The organism is Pseudomonas migulae, from assembly GCF_043225285.1.
Classification (GTDB): Bacteria; Pseudomonadota; Gammaproteobacteria; order Pseudomonadales; family Pseudomonadaceae; genus Aquipseudomonas; species Aquipseudomonas migulae_C.
The window spans coordinates 2,274,176-2,291,412 of record NZ_CP171224.1 but is presented as its reverse complement, the minus strand read 5'-3'; the positions used below and the strand labels follow the sequence as shown (position 1 = coordinate 2,291,412).

Genomic DNA, 17,237 nt, shown 5'->3' with positions numbered 1-17,237 from the left:
GCCGTGATTCACATCACTTGTCGTGATCGATATCCAGCTTGCTGAACGTCACCTTCCCGCCTTCGCTGGTGTACCCGGTGTTGTCCTGCACATAGACCCCGGCCTTGAAGTACAGCGGTTTGACCCGCCATGTCGCGCTGATATTAGTGTCCCACTGGTAGCCCGCCGCGCTGATGCCCAGCGCACCACCGGGGCTGAGGTGGATGAGGTAGGAAAACTGCTGATCCAGCTTCACGCCGGTGGCGATGGTGATCACCCGGCCTTCACCGTCATCGGGGTGCATGCGTACCTTGGCGACGATGTTGCCGGTCTTGGTGGCGGTCTTGTACTGATACTCGACCTTGACCATGGGTTTCTGGCTTTCATAGGCGTGGATCTGGCCGATGACGATCTTGCCCGAGCTTGGCACCTGGTTCACCGCCAGGGTGGCGCGCAGAGAGTTGTCGGCGTCCGGGTAATACCAGTTTTTCAGGGTGCCGTTGCTGTAGGTTTCCCGCAGTTCGGTGCGCGGGTATTTGGCGTTTTCGGTTTTGGTGCCGGTCACCGGGGACCAGAAAAACAGCGTTCCGGTATCGGAGTGGAAGTATTGATCCTTGAACCCGTTCACCAGTTTGGTTGTTTCAACGGTGTACGGCGGGTTGCCGACGGGAACACTGAGGTTCCAGGATGCGAGATCGATCATAGGAAAAGCTTCCACAAATTTTGCAGCACGGACGTACCAGAAGCTCTAGCACGCGCCTTGGAGGGCGGCCTTTATAAGCGTAGAAGGCTTTTTTGTTAATGCTGGCCTGACAAATGGATGACGTCAAAATCCTGTTAAATGGCCATCTTTCCCGGTTTTAGCGGGCTGCAGGGGCGACCGTTAGTCGGCAAATGAACTCATTAGTTAAATGATGGCTTACTGATATCTTCTGCTTTTGCCAATCCCGGTCTAGAGTGAAGGCGTAGTATTTGTCCGGTTTTCACAAGAAGCCGGCCTGACGCCCCGACAAGAGAAGCAGCATGGAATGCGCGCACCCAACGCCAGCCGACGGCAGCTCAACCCTATTAATCGTCGATGATTACCCCGAAAACCTGATCAGCATGCGCGCGTTGTTGCAGCGCCAGGATTGGCGGGTCATAACGGCTGCGTCCGGTTTTGAAGCCCTCAGTCTTTTACTCGAACACGAGATCGATCTGGTGCTGCTGGATGTGCAGATGCCGGGCATGGATGGTTTTGAAGTGGCGCGCCTGATGCGTGGCAGCCAGCGAACCCGCCTCACGCCGATCATTTTCCTCACCGCTAACGAACAGTCACAGGACGCCGTGATCAAGGGCTATGCCAGTGGTGCGGTGGATTACCTGTTCAAACCGTTCGACCCGCAAATCCTCAAGCCCAAGGTCCAGGCGTTGCTTGAGCACCAGCGCAATCGCCGGGCATTGCAGCGCCTGAGCCACGATCTGGAGGTCGCGCGCGCTTTCAATGCCTCGGTGCTGGATAACGCCGCCGAAGGCATCCTGGTGGTCGGTGAGGATGGTTTGGTTCGCTTCGCCAACCCGGCGATGTCGCGCTTGCTCAATGCCACGGTGCAAGAACTGCAGGGCACGGAGTTTCTGGATTACCTGCAAAAGCCGCATATTCCGGTATGGGCCGATTCCGAGCTGCTCGCCGGTTACAAGCGCGGCGAAACCTTGCGTCTGCATGATGCGTTGCTGCGTACTGCGCCGGGCCAGCAGGTGCCCGTGGCGCTGTCCTGCGCGCCGCTGCCCGCCGAACAACGGGCGATGGTGGTGACGGTGCTGGACATGTCGGTGGTGCGCCACCTGCATCAGCAACTGGAATTCCAGGCGGTGACCGACCCGTTGACCGGGTTGCTCAATCGCCGGGGGTTCCATCAAACCGTGGAAAACCTGCTGCTGCGTGGCGAGCGGTCTGACAGCGCCTGGGTGCTGCTGTACCTCGACCTGGACGGGTTCAAGCGGGTCAACGATTCCCTCGGCCACGATGCCGGCGACCGGGTGTTGCGTTGGGTGTCCGAGCAGTTGAAAGCCTGCCTACGGCCCTTCGACATTCTGGCGCGCATGGGCGGCGATGAGTTTACGGCGCTGCTCGACCTGGAGTTCCCCGAACAAGCGGCGAAGATTGCGGAAAAGCTGATTGAGCGGGTGTCGATCTGTCAGCAGATCGATGGTTTGGACATCGCGCTGGGGGCCAGCATCGGCATCGCCACGTACCCGGATTGCGGCTCCAACCTCGACGGCTTGATGCGCGCGTCCGACATCGCCATGTACGAAGCCAAGCGGGCGGGCCGTCAGCAATACCGTTTTTATGATCACGACATGAATGGCCGGGCGCGTTCGCGGCTGATGCTCGAAGAAAGCGTACGCACCGCCATCGAAAACCGTGACTTCAACCTGGTGTACCAGCCTCAGGTGGCGATCGGCAGCGGACAGATCCGTGGGTTCGAAGCGTTGCTGCGCTGGCAGCATCCAAGTGTCGGCGATGTGCCGCCAGGGCTGTTTTTGCCGTTGCTGGAAGAAGCGCGGTTGATCAGTCGCCTCGGCAGCTGGATTTATCAGCGTGGCGCCGGGCAGCGCAAAGCCTGGGAAACCCTGTTTGCCGAAGACCTGGTGCTGGGCGTCAGCCTGAGCAGCACGCAGTTCGGCATGCCCAACCTGGTCACCGAGTTGCGTCAGGTGCTGGAGCGCCATGGCTTGCAGGCGCATCACCTGGAAGTCGAGGTCACGGAAGACGCCTTGATGCACAACCCCGAGGAAACCCGCAAACAGCTGCGCCTGCTGCGCAACCTGGGCGTGCGGGTGGCGCTGGATGATTTCGGTTCGGGGCAGTGTTCGCTGGCCCATCTGCGGGACCTGGAGCTGGATACGCTCAAGCTCGACCGGCATATGATCGCCCGGTTGCCAGCCTCCTCGCGGGATGCGGCGCTGGTGCGCACCGTGATCGACCTGTGCAAGCAATACGGCATGCTGGTGATTGCCGAAGGGGTGGAAACCATCGAGCAGTATGAGTGGCTGCAAGCCAATGGCTGCGAGTATGTGCAAGGGTTCCTGGTGGCGCGGCCGATGATGGCCGAGGACGTCGGCGACTTTGTGCAGCCGTTCGACTGGAGCACGCTGACCGGCTGAATTCGCTACACTGGCGGCCTTTCAGTAGCCGATGTTGCCCGTCCCGATGACCGCGTTGAAATACCTTCAGGCCTATCCCGTTGAGCTGCAGAACCAGGTGCGCCAGCTGATCACCGACGGTCGGCTGGGCGAATACCTTGAGAAGCGCTACCCGCAACAGCACGACGTGCAAAGCGACAAGGCGCTCTACACCTATGCCCTGGACCTGAAGCAGGAATACCTGCGGAACGCCCCGGCCATCGACAAGGTGTTGTTCGACAATCGCCTGGACCTGACCCATCGCGCCCTCGGCCTGCACACCACGATCTCGCGGGTGCAGGGCGGCAAGCTCAAGGCCAAGAAGGAAATCCGCGTCGCAGCCTTGTTCAAGGAGGCGCCCGCCGATTTTCTGAAAATGATCGTGGTGCATGAGCTGGCGCACTTCAAGGAGTCGGATCACAACAAGGCGTTCTACAAGCTGTGTGAACACATGTTGCCGGGGTATCACCAGGTCGAGTTCGATTTGCGGGTGTACCTGACGTGGCGGGAAATGCAGTAGCCAAGGAGTGTGTGGATGGACGTGAGCAAGACCAAGAGCAGCTTCTATCGCCGTTTGTACGTGGCGTACCTGATCGACAGCGGGCTGGCCAGCAGCGTCCCGGCGTTGACCGACGTGACCGGCATGCCCCGGCGCACGGCACAGGACACCATTGCGGCGCTGGCGGATCTGGATATCGTGTGCGAGTTCGAACAGGAAGAAGGCGCGCGCAACCATGCCGGGCGCTATCGGATTCGCGAGTGGGGGGCGATAGATCGGGGGTGGATCGAGCGGAATTTGCGGCAGATCAAAGCGGTGCTGGAATACCCCTAGCTCCTGCGGTGTTTGATCCGACGCCATCGCGAGCAGGCTCGCTCCCACAGTTGAAACTCATTCCAATGTGGGAGCGAGCCGGCTCCGGGCGGCGTTCCGACGATGGGGGCTTCAGGAACGACGCATGCCTATATGCGGAATACCATCCTCCACATATTCCTCGCCCGCTACGACAAACCCGTACCGCCCGTAATACCCCTGCAAATGCGCCTGGGCCGACAGATAAACCGGCGTTTCCGGCCAACGCTTCCCGGCCTGCTTCAACGCCTGAACCATCAGCTCATGACCCAGACCTTTGCCGCGAGCCTCGGGCGCGGTAAGCACTCGCCCGATCACCACATCACCGCCCTGTAATTCAGGGTCGAGCAATCGCAGGTACGCCACCAGCCGATCACCATCCCAAGCCATCAGGTGGCAGGTGTCACCTTCCAGATCCTGGCCATCCACGTCCTGATACACACATTTCTGCTCGACCACGAACACCTCGGTGCGCAGTTGCAGAATGGCGTACAGCTGCTCCTTGCCCAGATCGCTGTGGTGTTTGCAGACCCAATCGATTGTCATCTTCACGTTCCTTTATCCAGTGACGCCGATACTAAGCGTCCGGGCGGAAGTTGTCTTGATGGCGAAGAAATCTGTGACAAAGGCCAAAATGCCATCATTCATTTCTCGCGGCGTTGTCTTCTTTGTGTAATCTGAGATGGAGCGCAATGCAGTGGCTTCGATGAGCTAATGTTAGTACCTGGGTTTTGCCGGTAAGGGGCCTTGGAGTTTTGGCTGAAAACACGCCGGGCGGCCCGCCCGCTAAGGATTTTCGAGCATGCCGCGATTGCATCGAGCGTTGGCCTTGATCGGGTTGCTGTTGCTGGCCCAGAGTGCGGCAGCGGAAAAGCTGCGGCTGGTCGCCGATTCATGGCCACCCTTTACCGACGCCACGCTGGTCAACGGCGGCCTGGCCACCGACATCGTCAGCACCGCGCTGGCCCGCGCAGGCTATGCCAGCGATTTCGAGCAGGTGCCCTGGGCGCGTGCGCTGATGGGCGTCGGCGAGGGGCGATACGATGTGCTGGTGAACGCCTGGTACACCGAAGAGCGCACCAAGCTCGGCCAGTTTTCCGGCGAATACCTGCTCAACCGCGTGCGCTTTCTCAAGCGCAAAGACGCGCCCATCGAATTCAATAACCTGCAGCAACTGCACACCTACCCGATTGCAGTGGTTCGCGGTTACGCCTATTCGCCAGCGTTCGATGAGGACGTTTCGCTACAGAAAATCCCCGTGCACAGCTTTGCCATGGCGGTGCGCATGGTTGCCGCCGACCGCGTCAAACTGACCCTTGAAGACGAATATGTTGCGCGTTATTACCTCGCCCGGGAATCGGCCAAGGTGCGTAATGCCGTGGAATTCCTGCCCAAGCCGCTGAGCGAGAACAGCCTGCATATCCTGGTGAGCCTGAAGAATCCGCAGCATGAACAGATCGTGGCGGGGTTCGATCGGGAGATTGCGGAGATGAAGGCGGACGGGAGTTATGAGCGGTTGCTGAAGCAGCATGGGATGTGAGTTTTTGTGGTGCGGCTGATGGCCCCATCGCGAGCAGGCTCGCTCCCACAGTTGAAATGCATTCCCCTGTGGGAGCGAGCCTGCTCGCGATGAGGCCCTGACAGCCAGCACACCTCTCAATCTTCGCTGGTGTCCTTGATCAGATGCGCCGCCAGCGTCCGCAGCGGTCCCAGCTGCCGGCAGATCAACGCCAACTGCGTCTGCACCAGCCGCTGGCCCTCATCGATTTCATCCGGCATCTGCTCCAGTTCGTTGGCCAACGCCTCTTCCTCATCACTCTGAATCGCAATCGGCGTTTTGCTCGCCAGGCCCTGAGCGATTTCATCGATGCTCGCCGCAAGCTTCACGCCGGCCCCTTCGATCAGGTACTCACGCACATCCGTCGGCAGCTGGGTCTCGCGGTGTGCGCCCAGCCCTGACAAATAACTGAGCAAGGTGTGCGACAGCACCAGGAAGCGGAACCCGACATCCGCTTCCTTACGGAAATGCCCCGGTTCCATCAGCATGTTGGCCAGCGTCGTCGACAGCGCCGCATCGGCGTTGTGCGCATTGCGCCGGGCCAGGCGATAAGCGAGGTCGTCGCTCTTGCCGGCGGCGTATTGCTGCATGATCTGGCGCAGGTAAATGCTGTTGCAGGTCAGGGTATTCGCCAGGACTTTATTCAGGCGTCGACCCTGCCAGTCCGGCAGGAACAGGAACACCGCCAGGCCAGCGATCAGACTGCCGAGCAAGGTATCGAGCAATCGCGGCAGGAACAGCCCGTAACCGTCGCCGACCTGGTTGAAGCAGAACAGCACCATCAACGTAATCGCGGCCGTCGCCAAGGTGTAGCGGGTGGTGCGGTTGGTAAAGAACACCACCCCGGCGGCGATGGCGAAGCAGGACTGGATCAGCGGGTTCGGGAACAGATCGAACAGCGCCCAGGCCAGGGTCAGGCCGATGGCGGTGCCGATGATCCGCTGACCGAGCTTGCGCCGTGTCGCGCCATAGTTCGGCTGGCAGACAAACAGCGTGGTGAGGATGATCCAGTAACCCTGCGACGGGTGAATCAAATGCACCATGCCGTAGCCGATGCTCAGGGCGAGGGGCAAACGCAGGGCGTGGCGGAACAGCAGCGAGGTCGGCGTCAGCTGCGTGCGCAAGCGAACCCACACATCCTTGAGGCTGCGCGGCGAGCGATCGAGCAAGCTGCTGTCGGTGGCGTCGGCGAGGGCATCAGGGTTGCTCGCATCGCTGAGCAGGCGGTCGAGGGTGCCGAGGTTGGCGGCCAGTGCGCGCAAGGATCGCAGCAGTCCGCGCCAGGCCGGGTTGCTCTGGATGCGCAGGTGTTCGAGGGAGGCGTGCAGGTCGCTGAGGGCTTCGGCGAAGCTGGCGTCATAGATGAAAGGCTGGCGCATCTGGATCGATTCCGCCAGCGCCCGACAGGCCTTGCCTTGCTGGCGCAGCAGGCGCTGGCAGCGGAACAGCACGTCGCTGTGGAAAAAGGCTTCGGCCAGGGCGTTGTACGGATAGTGCGAGGAACTGGCGCGCTCGTGGATGTCCTGGGCGAGGAAATAGAGTTTCAGGTAGCGGCTGACTTTCGACCCCGGCCGTCCGTTGCCGACCCGATGCAGGATGATTTCCTTGGCGGCATTCAGTGCTGCCACGACCCGGCCGTTCTGCTGGGCCAGTTCCAGTCGGCGGGCTTCCACGTCCATCTGCCGGACCGGTTCGAACAGCGACGATTTCAGCTTCAGGTAAAAACCCAGTTCACGGAACAACCGCGCCAGGCTCTGCTGCACCGGCTGGTTGGAAAACATCGCCTGCCACAACACCGAGAGCAAGCCGTACCACGCCGCGCCGGCCACCAGCAGCACCGGCTCGTGCCAGAAATCGGTCACTGCGCCGCCGCGCTGGTCCACGCCGATCATGGTGTAGACCGACAGGATCAACGTCGCCGAAGCAATCGCGCCGTAGCGTTCGCCGAGGGCGCCGAGCATGGTCAGGCAGAAAGCCGCGAGGGCGAAGGCGATGATGAAAAAGACGGGGTAGGGGAACAGCAACTCGACCGACAGCGCGGCGACCAGGAAACACACCAGCGTCACGGCCAGCGAATTGAGGCGGCCCTGCCAACTGTCGTCGGTCTCGGCCAGGGCGCTGGCGATGATCCCCAGGAACAGCGGGATCAGCAGCCCCATTTCGTCCTGATACCAACACAGCGCCATGCTGCCGGTCAGGGCGATGAATACCCGTACGCTGTAACTGAATTTATCCAGCGCCCAGAGGCGACGCAGAGACTGACGAAAAGGGGTCGATGACATGAAGTGCGAAGGCCTTCCGAGGCAATGCCGCTAAATTGAGCCAGTAATGACGCCGACGCAATGGCGCCGATCACATCTGACAGCAAAATCTGTTCCTTTACCGAACAACGCATCACAACTGTAGGAGTGAGCCTGCTCGCGATAGCGGACTGTCAGTCAACGATTCTGTTGAATGTAATGGCCTCATCGCGAGCAGGCTCGCTCCTACAGGTACAGCGGGGTATCAGACGTATTGAGCTGCCGCGTAACCCGACGCCCACGCCCACTGGAAGTTGAAGCCCCCCAGGTGCCCGGTGACATCAAGCACTTCACCGATGAAGTACAAGCCGGGGCTCTTCAGCGATTCCATGGTCTTGGACGACACCTCGCGGGTATCGACGCCACCCAGCGTCACCTCGGCCGTGCGATAGCCTTCGGTGCCGGCGGGCACCACTTTCCAGCTTGCCAGTTTCTCGGCGATGTCGGCGATTTCCGCGTGGGTGTACTGCTTCATCGGTTTGGAGACGAACCAGTTGTCCGCCAGCAGGTTGGCCATCTTCTTGGTGAAGATCTCGCCGAGCAGGGTTTTCAATTCGCTGTTCGGGCGCTCGGCCTGCTGCTGTTGCAGCCAGCCCGGCACGTCGTGGTCCGGCATCAGGTTGATGTCGACCGCGTCGCCGGACTCCCAGAAGGAGGAAATCTGCAGGATTGCCGGGCCGCTGAGGCCGCGATGGGTGAACAGGATGTTCTCGCGGAAGCTCTGGTCGTTGCAGCTCACCAGGCAATCCACGGAGGTGCCGGACAGCTCGGTGCAAAGCTCCTTGAGCTGATCGGTGATGGTGAACGGCACCAGGCCGGCGCGGGTCGGCAACAAGTCGTGGCCAAACTGCTTGGCGACCTGATAACCGAAACCGGTGGCGCCGAGGGTCGGGATCGACAGGCCGCCGGTGGCGATCACCAGCGATTCACAGGTGATCTGGCCCAGCGTGGTGTCCAGCAGATAACCGCTCTCGAGCTTCTCGATGGTCTGGATCGACGTGTCCAGGTGCAGGCTGACGCCGACCTGATCGCACTCGGTGAGCAGCATCTCGAGGATGTCGCTGGACTTGTTATCGCAGAACAGCTGGCCGAGTTTTTTCTCGTGGTACGGCACGCCGTGTTTGGCGACCATGCCGATGAAATCCCACTGGGTATAACGCGCCAGTGCGGATTTGCAGAAATGTTCGTTCTGCGAGAGAAAATTGCCCGGTTCGGTGTACATGTTGGTGAAATTGCAGCGGCCACCGCCCGACATCAGGATTTTCTTGCCGGCCTTGTTCGCGTGGTCGAGCAACAGCACTTTGCGCCCGCGCCCGGCGGCGGTCAGCGCACACATCAACCCTGCGGCGCCAGCGCCAATGATCACGACTTCGGTAGAGCGCAAAACGGTGTCCTCCAATTGTCTCACCACAAAACTAACTGTGGGAGCGAGCCTGCTCGCGATGGCGTAGTGTCAGACACCTCAATGTTATCTGACACTACGCCATCGCGAGCAGGCTCGCTCCCACAGGGGAAGTGCGTTGTTCTTACAAAATACGCACGCGCAGCGAGCGGCCTTTGATCTTGCCGTCGTTCAGGCGCTGCATAGCCTGTTTGGCAACCCCGCGTTCCACGGCCACATACGCCTGGAAATCGAAAATCGCGATCTTGCCGACCTGCGCGCCCGGAATCCCGGCATCGCCGGTCAACGCACCCAGAATGTCGCCCGGACGCACTTTGTCTTTACGGCCGGCACCGATGACCAGGGTGCTCATTTGCGGCAGCAGCGGACCGCCGCCCTGAGACTTGAGGTTGTCCAGTTGATCCCAGCTCAACGGCGACTTCTGCAGTTGCTCGATGGCCTGGGCGCGGTTCGCTTCGGACGGCGCGACCAGACTGATCGCGATGCCTTTTTCGCCGGCGCGACCGGTACGGCCCACGCGGTGAATGTGGATTTCCGAATCGCGGGCCAGCTCGACGTTGATCACCATGTCCAGCGCATCGATGTCCAGGCCGCGGGCGGCGACGTCGGTGGCGACCAGTACCGAAGTACTGCGGTTGGCGAACATGGCCAGCACCTGGTCACGATCACGCTGTTCCAGATCGCCGTGCAGGCCGACGGCGGAGATGCCCTTGGCGGTCAGGTGATCGACGGTTTCCTGAACCTGCTGCTTGGTGAAGCAGAAGGCCACGCAAGAAGCTGGACGGTGATGGGCGAGGACCTTGACCACTGCGTCCATACGCTCTTCCGGAGAAATCTCGTAGAAGCGCTGTTCGATCTGCGTGTCGTCGTGGAACGCTTCAGCCTTCACTTGCTGCGGGTTGCGCATGAATTTCGAGGCCAGCTGCTTGATGCCCACCGGGTAGGTGGCGGAGAACAGCAGGGTCTGGCGGCGTTCCGGGCACTGGGCAATGATTTCTTCGATGGAATCGTAGAAACCCATGTCGAGCATGCGGTCGGCTTCGTCGAGGATCAGGGTGTTCAGGCCGTGAAGGACCAGCGAACCCTTGCGCAGATGCTGCTGAATACGACCCGGCGTGCCGACGATGATGTGCGCGCCGTGCTCCAGCGAACCGATCTGCGGGCCGAAGGACACGCCGCCGCACAGGGTCAGGACTTTGATGTTGTCTTCGGAGCGGGCCAGGCGACGGATTTCCTTGGCGACCTGGTCGGCCAGTTCACGCGTCGGGCAAATGACCAGTGCCTGGCAACCGAAGAAGCGCGGATTGATCGGGTTCAGCAGGCCGATACCGAACGCGGCGGTCTTGCCGCTGCCGGTCTTGGCCTGGGCGATCAGGTCCATCCCCTTGAGGATCACCGGCAAGCTTTGCGCCTGGATCGGCGTCATCTGGGCATAACCGAGGGAGTCGAGGTTAGCCAGCATGGCGGCGGACAGCGGCAAAGTATTAAAAGCGGTGGCGATGGTGGTCACGGGACTGGCCTGCAAAACAAAATGTCGCGCAGTGTACCAGCCCAGTGGCCATTCGCCCTAAGGCTCTATGTGCTCTTCCGGACGCTTGACGCGCCGTCCGTCTTCTCTCGACAGCTGCGAGAAGATGGTTGCGGCCAGCATCGCCATGATTCCGACGGTTACGAAGGTCAGCTGGAACGCGCCCAGAATCGTGTCCACGCCATCATTTCCGACTTCTGCGGTGAACCCGCCGAGGAGGGCGCCGGCACAAGCAACCCCGAGGCTCAAGGACAATTGCGCGACCACCGACAGCAGGCTGTTGCCGCTGCTGGCGCTGGCGTCGTCGAGGTCGATCAGGGTCACGGTGTTCATCGCGGTGAACTGCAAGGAGTTGATCGCACCGAGAACCGCCAGCATGCCCAGCAGCAGCCAGTACGGCGTCTGCTCGCTGACCAGGCCCATGCTTGCGAGCATGATGCCCAGCGCGAGGGTGTTGCCGGTGAGCACGATGCGATAACCCAGGCGTTCGATCAGGGGGCGGGCGTACCACTTGGCGAACATCGCCGCAGCCGCCAGCGGCAACATGCTCATCCCGGCCTGTGACGGCGAATAACCCAGCGCCACTTGCAGCAGCAACGGTACGAGGAACGGCAGTGCCCCGCTGCCCAGACGGGCGAACAGGTTGCCGAGAATGCCCACGGCGAACGTGCGGGTCTTGAACAGCGACGGCGCGAACAGCGGATTTTCGATGTGCCCGGCCCGCAGCCAGTACGCCGCCAGACACGCCATGCCGCCGAACAGCAGCAACATCACGCGCAAGTGCGGCAGGTGCAACTCGCCGAGGCCTTCCATGGCGATGGTGATCAACACCATCGCGGCGCCAAACAGCACAAAGCCGAGGCTGTCGAAGCGCGTGCGCTCGCTGCCGCGCAGGTCGGGGATGAATTTCCACACCGCGTAGCAACCGATGGCGCCCACCGGCAGGTTGATCAGGAAGATCCAGTGCCAGGTCAGGTATTCGACCATCCAGCCGCCCATGGTCGGGCCGATCAACGGACCGAGCAGGCCGGGGATGGTGATGAAGCCCATGATCCGCACCAGTTCCGAACGCGGGTAGGCACGCAGCACCACCAGACGCCCGACCGGCAGCATCAGCGCACCGCCCAGGCCTTGAATGATCCGGGCGCCGATCAGCATGCTCAGGCTGCTCGACAGGGCGCAGAGCAACGAGCCGATGCTGAACAACAGGATCGCGCCGAAGAAGATTTTCTTGGTGCCGAAGCGGTCGGCGATCCAGCCCGAGGCGGGGATCAGCAGGGCGACGGTGAGCATGTAGGCGATGATCACGCCTTGCATGCGCAAGGGGTCTTCCGCCAGGTCGCGGGCCATGGCCGGCAGGGCGGTGTTGAGGATGGTCCCGTCGAGGGACTGCATGAAAAAGGCAATGGCGACGACCCACGGCAACCAGCGGGCGGTGACAGCGTCGAGAGGTGGGCGGTTGGGCATGGGACCTCTTGTCAGTGTGAATCAGGTAATCCGTGATGGCTTCATCGCGAGCAGGCTCGCTCCCACATGGACAGCGACATACCTGTGGGAGCGAGCCTGCTCGCGAAGCTTTTTACAGGGTCAGGGTCAGCTTGCTGATCAGCGCGCCGGGCAACAACGCCGAAGCCGTGGCCCGCTGGCTGTAGGTGCTCGCCGACAGCAACAACTCGCGTTCCTCGGTCAACGCTTCCAGCTGCGAACCCAGCAAGCTGTAGGCGCTGTCGTCAAAACGCATGGTGCTCACCGGTGCCTGGATCTCGCCATTCTCGACCCAGAAGGTCGCGAACCGGGTCATGCCGGTCATGCGGGCCATCGGTTGGTCCGAGTAGTTCAGGTACCAGAGATTGCTGATGTACAAACCGGTGCCCAGTTGCTTGAGGATCTCGGCATCCGCCAGCGTGCCGGGCGCCATGTTCAGCGCGGTCGGCGATTCGCCGCCACTGGCGCCGTTGGCGGTCAGGCCATATTCGGCGGCACTGCGCGAGCCGACCAGTTGCTCACCGGCCTGGCCCTCGACGATCAGCTTCAGATCGCTGCGCGGATAACCTTCGCCGGAAAACGCCGGGCTCAACGAACCGCTGACGTTTTCATCGAGGGACACCAGCGGGCTGAACGTCTGGTCGCCTGCGTAGAGCTTCTGCAACGGACTGCTCTTGCTCGCCACCGACTGCGCCGAAAAGCCGCCCCAGGACAGCATGCTCATGACTTCTTCCAGCGCGGCCGGCGCCAGGTAGGCGCGGTACTGACCTGGCGCCAGTGTCCGCAATGGTCGGCCGAGGAACTCGAGCTGCTCACGCGCCTGCTGGAAGCGTCGGGCAAACCCTTCGCTGTTCCAGTCATGCCCGGCATAGCTGGCTTTCACCGCCTGGCCGTTGGCATGAAACAGGCTGAAATCGAAGTTGAAGCTATTGGCCTGGTGCCAGCCGAACGCACCGGAAGAACTGGCGAAACCACGACTGATCGGCCCGGCCGCGTAGAAACCGACCAGGTCCAGGCCCTCGGCGGCCCGGGTGATTTCGGCGACCACCTGTTCGGTGTCCGGCAGCGGATGCGCCTGTACGTTCTTGCTCTGCCAGCCGTTGTGGTTGAGCAGCAGGTAAGGATCCTGCGGCAGCAGCGGCAAGGTGTCGCGCAGTTGTTGCAGCCCTTCTGCGAGGCGTTGGCGATCGGTTTCGGCATCGCTGGACAGCGTGATGTCGAGGTCGGCATGCCGGCCTTCGTTGATCAGTTTGAGCCCCAGGCTCGCTTGCTGGACCTGACCGGCCTGACGCACCTTGCCATGGTTGAAGCGCACGAAGGCCGACGACTCGGCGGCATAGCTGAGGGTGAATTGCTCGGGCTCGCGAATCGCTTCGCGCAGCCCGTTGACCAGGGCCTTGAACCCGTCGGCCTGATTATTTGACGTACTCATCAGGCGTCTCCCCCAAACACATCCACGTTGCTGAACACGCAGGCCGGCGAGGCATGGCCGACGCGGATCACCTGATTCGGTTCGCCTTTGCCGCAGTTCGGCGTGCCCAATACCTTGAAGGTGCTGGCGTCACCGACGGCGCGGAGGCTCTTCCAGAAGTGCGCGGAAATCGCTCGGTAGTTCGGGTTTTTCACCACGCCCTTGAGTTCGCCGTTTTCGATCAGTTGCGCCCATTCGCAGCCGAACTGGAACTTGTTGCGCGCGTCATCGATTGACCACGAGCGGTTGGTGCTCATCAAAATCCCGTGCTCGATGTTGCCGATCAACTGCTCCAGCGGCTGATCGCCGGGCTCGATATTGAGGTTGGCCATGCGGTCGATCGGCGGCCGGTTCCAGCCGCAGGCGCGGCTGTTGGCGACGCCGTCCATGTCGGCACGGAATTGCGACAACGCACCGCCCAAGGGCTTCAGCAGCAAGCCTTCCTTGATCAGGAATTGTTTGCTCGCGGCGGTGCCGTCGTCGTCATGCCCGTAGCTGGCGAGCTGTTCGGGAATGTCCGGGTCGAACGTCACGTTGAGCAGTTTCGAGCCGTATTGCAGGTGGCCGAAGTCTTCGGCCTTGACGAAGCTGGTGCCGGCGTAATTGCGCTCGTCACCGAGGATTCGGTCCAGTTCCAGCGGGTGGCCGATGGATTCGTGGATCTGCAGCATCATCTGGTCCGGCATCAGCAGCAGGTCCCGCGGGCCTTGCGGGGTGTTCGGTGCCAGCAGCAATTGCAGCGCCTGATCGGCGATGGTCGGGCCGGCGCCGATCAGGCCGCAGCGGCTGATGACATCGGCGCCGCCCTGCTGGCCGAAGTTCTCGCGACCAAGGCTACGGGTCTGGCTGTCGTTGCCGTCGTAGGCGGTGACATCGAGGCCCGGGTAGACGAATCGCTGGGCCTGGCGCAGTTCGGCACCGGCGCTGTTGAGGTAGATCTGCTCGACGTTGGTAATGCCGATGCTCACCTGCCAGTTCACCAGCCGTTCGTCCTTGGGCACGGACGCGGATTCGGCGCCGAGCAACTGGTAGCAATCGCTCAGGGACGGGAAGGGCTGGTCGAGGTTGGGCGAAAAGTAATCGGCGCGGTCGCTGGAAACGGCTTGCTCGCGCAGATCCAGCAGGGCGTGGGGCTTGAGTTGACGGGCTTGCTGCTCTGCCCGGTTCAGCGCCGATTGCAGGCCTTGTTGCGACAGGTCGTTGGTCGCGGCGTAGGCTTCGACGCCGTTGACGCGAACGGTGAGCATCGCGCCTTCGTCACGGCTCAGGCTCGGAGGTTCGGCGACATTCTTGCGCACCGACAGGTACTGGCCGGACTCGCGCACATAACGCAGCGAAAAGAATTCAGCGCCCGTGCGCAAAGCAGCAAAGCGCTGCTTGAGCTGGGGGTGGAAATCGAACATTCGGGAACCTCCCTGGAATGGAGTGGCGGTGCAGCGGTGTTGCGAAGGGGGGGGTGAAACGTTTGCGTGGCGCTAGATTAGGCCTGTGCGGGGGGAGGATCAAGGGTGAAGTCTTTGGAGAGGTGTGGTGTTTGGTCGGGCCCATTCGCGAGCAGGCTCGCTCCCACACTGGATCTGTGTCGTTCACAAAACCGGTGTGGGAGCGAGCCTGCTCGCGATGGTCGCGCCTCGGTACTAAGCCTTACTGGGCAGTAGGGCTCACATCCCGCAACGGCTTGCCACGCACCGGTGCATCACCGGCCACGTAGTAATCGGCCTTGCTGCGCGGCAATGGCTGGCGGCCACGGATCTTGTCGGCGATTTTCTCGGCGATCATGATCGTCGGCGCGTTCAGGTTGCCGGTGGTGATGATCGGCATGATCGAGGCATCGACCACGCGCAGGGCTTGGAGGCCATGCACACGACCTTCGGCGTCAACCACGGCCATGTCATCGGTGCCCATCTTGCACGAGCAGGACGGGTGGAACGCGGTTTCGGCGTGTTCGCGGATGAACTTGTCGAGCTGCTCATCGGTTTGCACGTCGATGCCCGGGCTGATTTCGCGGCCGCGGAAGGCGTCCAGTGCCGGCTGCTGCATGATTTCGCGGGTCAGGCGGATGCCGTCGCGGAATTCCTGCCAGTCCTGCTCGGTGGCCATGTAGTTGAACAGGATGCTCGGGTACTCGCGCGGATCCTTGGATTTGGCCTGGATGCGACCACGGCTCGGCGAGCGCATGGAACCCATGTGCGCCTGGAAGCCGTGTTCTTTCACGCCGTTGCTGCCGTTGTAGTTAATCGCCACCGGCAGGAAGTGGTACTGGATGTTCGGCCAATCGAATTCCGGACGGGTACGGATGAAACCGCCGGCTTCGAACTGGTTGCTGGCGCCGATGCCGGTGCCGTTGAACAGCCACTCGGCACCGATGGCCGGCTGGTTGTACCAGAGCAGCGACGGGTACAGCGAGACCGGTTGGGTGCAGGCGTATTGCAGGTACAGCTCAAGGTGGTCCTGCAGGTTTTCGCCGACGCCTGGCAGGTCGTGGACCACCGGGATATCGAGCTTGCTCAGCAGTTCGGCCGGGCCGACGCCGGAACGTTGCAGGATCTGCGGCGAAGCGATGGCGCCGGAGCACAGCAGCACTTCCTTGCGTGCACGCACTTCAACGCGCTCTTCAGCGGCGCCGATCAGGTAGCGCACGCCAACGGCACGCTTGCCTTCGAACAGGATCTTGTCGGTCAGGGCGTGGGTGACGATGGTCAGGGTCGAGCGCTTCTTGGCGACGTCCAGGTAACCGCGAGCGGTGGAAGCGCGGCGGCCTTTCGGCGTCACGGTGCGGTCCATCGGGCCGAAGCCTTCCTGCTGGTAACCGTTGAGGTCTTCGGTGCGCGGGTAACCGGCTTGCACGCCGGCTTCCACCATGGCGTGGAACAGCGGGTTATTGCCCGCTTTCGGCGTGGTCACGCTGACCGGACCATCGCCACCGTGGTAGTCGTTCGGGCCGATGTCACGGGTTTCCGCCTTGCGGAAATACGGCAGGCAGTTCAGGTAATCCCAATCTTCCAGGCCTGGCAGTTTCGACCAGTTGTCGTAGTCCATCGCGTTGCCGCGGATGTAGCACATGCCGTTGATCAGCGAAGAGCCGCCGAGGCCCTTGCCGCGACCGCATTCCATCCGGCGGCCGTCCATGTGTGGCTCTGGATCGGTTTCGTACGCCCAGTTGTAGCGACGGCCTTGCAGCGGGAACGCCAGGGCGGCCGGCATTTGTGTGCGGAAGTCGAAACGGTAGTCCGGGCCGCCTGCTTCAAGCAGCAGGACGGTGACGCCGGCGTCTTCGGTCAGACGGGTCGCCAGGGTGTTACCAGCCGAGCCGGCACCGATGATGATGTAATCGAATTCTTGGGACATTGAATGCACCCTCTTTGAAGTTGGTTCAGGTCAGGCCAAGGCGAGTGCTGCGCACTCGATCGCGAGCAGGCTCGCTCCCACAGTGGAATGCGTACTCCTGTGGGAGCGAGCCTGCTCGCGAAGCGGCCTCGCAGGCGAGGCAGATGCCGCC

At 61.8% G+C, this 17,237-nt stretch carries 13 protein-coding genes; 4 read left to right on the top strand and 9 right to left on the bottom strand.

Annotation, left to right across the window (positions count from 1 at the left end; genetic code table 11):
* Positions 1-13: 13 nt before the first annotated feature.
* The gene (locus tag ACF6ZU_RS10595; protein ID WP_392892163.1) at positions 14-682 is read right to left on the bottom strand and encodes a polysaccharide lyase family 7 protein; all 669 of its coding nucleotides are present in this window, start codon (positions 680-682) and stop codon (positions 14-16) included.
* A 320-nt stretch (positions 683-1,002) separates the two neighbouring features.
* Between ACF6ZU_RS10595 and ACF6ZU_RS10590 the strand changes: the two genes are divergently transcribed.
* From ACF6ZU_RS10590 to ACF6ZU_RS10580, 3 genes are read left to right on the top strand one after another with little or no spacing between them, the layout of a single operon-like run.
* On the top strand, positions 1,003-3,126 hold the full coding sequence (locus ACF6ZU_RS10590) for a putative bifunctional diguanylate cyclase/phosphodiesterase (RefSeq protein WP_392892161.1): 2,124 nt from the start codon (positions 1,003-1,005) through the stop codon (positions 3,124-3,126).
* A gap of 46 nt (positions 3,127-3,172) precedes the next feature.
* The gene (locus ACF6ZU_RS10585) at positions 3,173-3,664 is read left to right on the top strand and encodes a M48 family metallopeptidase (protein ID WP_392892159.1); all 492 of its coding nucleotides are present in this window, start codon (positions 3,173-3,175) and stop codon (positions 3,662-3,664) included.
* A 15-nt stretch (positions 3,665-3,679) separates the two neighbouring features.
* On the top strand, positions 3,680-3,976 hold the full coding sequence (locus ACF6ZU_RS10580) for a helix-turn-helix domain-containing protein (protein WP_008033286.1): 297 nt from the start codon (positions 3,680-3,682) through the stop codon (positions 3,974-3,976).
* 111 nt (positions 3,977-4,087) lie between these two features.
* Here ACF6ZU_RS10580 and ACF6ZU_RS10575 read toward each other — a convergent pair whose 3' ends face one another.
* Positions 4,088-4,540 carry a GNAT family N-acetyltransferase gene (locus ACF6ZU_RS10575; RefSeq protein WP_392892157.1) on the bottom strand — a complete coding sequence of 151 codons (453 nt, stop codon included), beginning with the start codon at positions 4,538-4,540 and terminating at the stop codon, positions 4,088-4,090.
* 256 nt (positions 4,541-4,796) lie between these two features.
* On the opposite strand from ACF6ZU_RS10575, the gene ACF6ZU_RS10570 reads away from it, so the two are divergent.
* The gene (locus ACF6ZU_RS10570) at positions 4,797-5,534 is read left to right on the top strand and encodes a substrate-binding periplasmic protein (RefSeq protein ID WP_392892155.1); all 738 of its coding nucleotides are present in this window, start codon (positions 4,797-4,799) and stop codon (positions 5,532-5,534) included.
* Between the two features lie 116 nt (positions 5,535-5,650).
* On the opposite strand, the gene yccS is transcribed toward ACF6ZU_RS10570, so the two are convergent.
* The 7 genes from yccS to betA all read right to left on the bottom strand — a co-directional run bounded on the left by yccS (position 5,651) and on the right by betA (position 17,086).
* Positions 5,651-7,834, bottom strand: coding sequence for a YccS family putative transporter (gene yccS / locus ACF6ZU_RS10565; protein WP_392892154.1), 2,184 nt, complete (start codon positions 7,832-7,834; stop codon positions 5,651-5,653).
* 223 nt (positions 7,835-8,057) lie between these two features.
* Positions 8,058-9,236 (bottom strand): NAD(P)/FAD-dependent oxidoreductase, encoded by a 1,179-nt coding sequence (locus ACF6ZU_RS10560; protein WP_392892152.1) that lies wholly within the window; start codon positions 9,234-9,236, stop codon positions 8,058-8,060.
* A 142-nt stretch (positions 9,237-9,378) separates the two neighbouring features.
* On the bottom strand, positions 9,379-10,716 hold the full coding sequence (gene dbpA / locus ACF6ZU_RS10555) for an ATP-dependent RNA helicase DbpA (RefSeq protein WP_392893774.1): 1,338 nt from the start codon (positions 10,714-10,716) through the stop codon (positions 9,379-9,381).
* A 105-nt stretch (positions 10,717-10,821) separates the two neighbouring features.
* The gene (mdtD, locus tag ACF6ZU_RS10550) at positions 10,822-12,249 is read right to left on the bottom strand and encodes a multidrug transporter subunit MdtD (RefSeq protein ID WP_392892151.1); all 1,428 of its coding nucleotides are present in this window, start codon (positions 12,247-12,249) and stop codon (positions 10,822-10,824) included.
* Positions 12,250-12,361: 112 nt separating this feature from the next.
* The gene (locus tag ACF6ZU_RS10545) at positions 12,362-13,699 is read right to left on the bottom strand and encodes a TldD/PmbA family protein (protein ID WP_392892149.1); all 1,338 of its coding nucleotides are present in this window, start codon (positions 13,697-13,699) and stop codon (positions 12,362-12,364) included.
* Complete coding sequence (locus tag ACF6ZU_RS10540) at positions 13,699-15,141, bottom strand: TldD/PmbA family protein (RefSeq protein WP_392892148.1); 1,443 nt, start codon at positions 15,139-15,141, stop codon at positions 13,699-13,701. Before ACF6ZU_RS10540 ends, ACF6ZU_RS10545 begins: the two co-directional genes overlap by 1 nt.
* A 241-nt stretch (positions 15,142-15,382) precedes the next feature.
* Positions 15,383-17,086 carry a choline dehydrogenase gene (betA, locus tag ACF6ZU_RS10535; RefSeq protein WP_392892147.1) on the bottom strand — a complete coding sequence of 568 codons (1,704 nt, stop codon included), beginning with the start codon at positions 17,084-17,086 and terminating at the stop codon, positions 15,383-15,385.
* Positions 17,087-17,237: the final 151 nt, after the last annotated feature.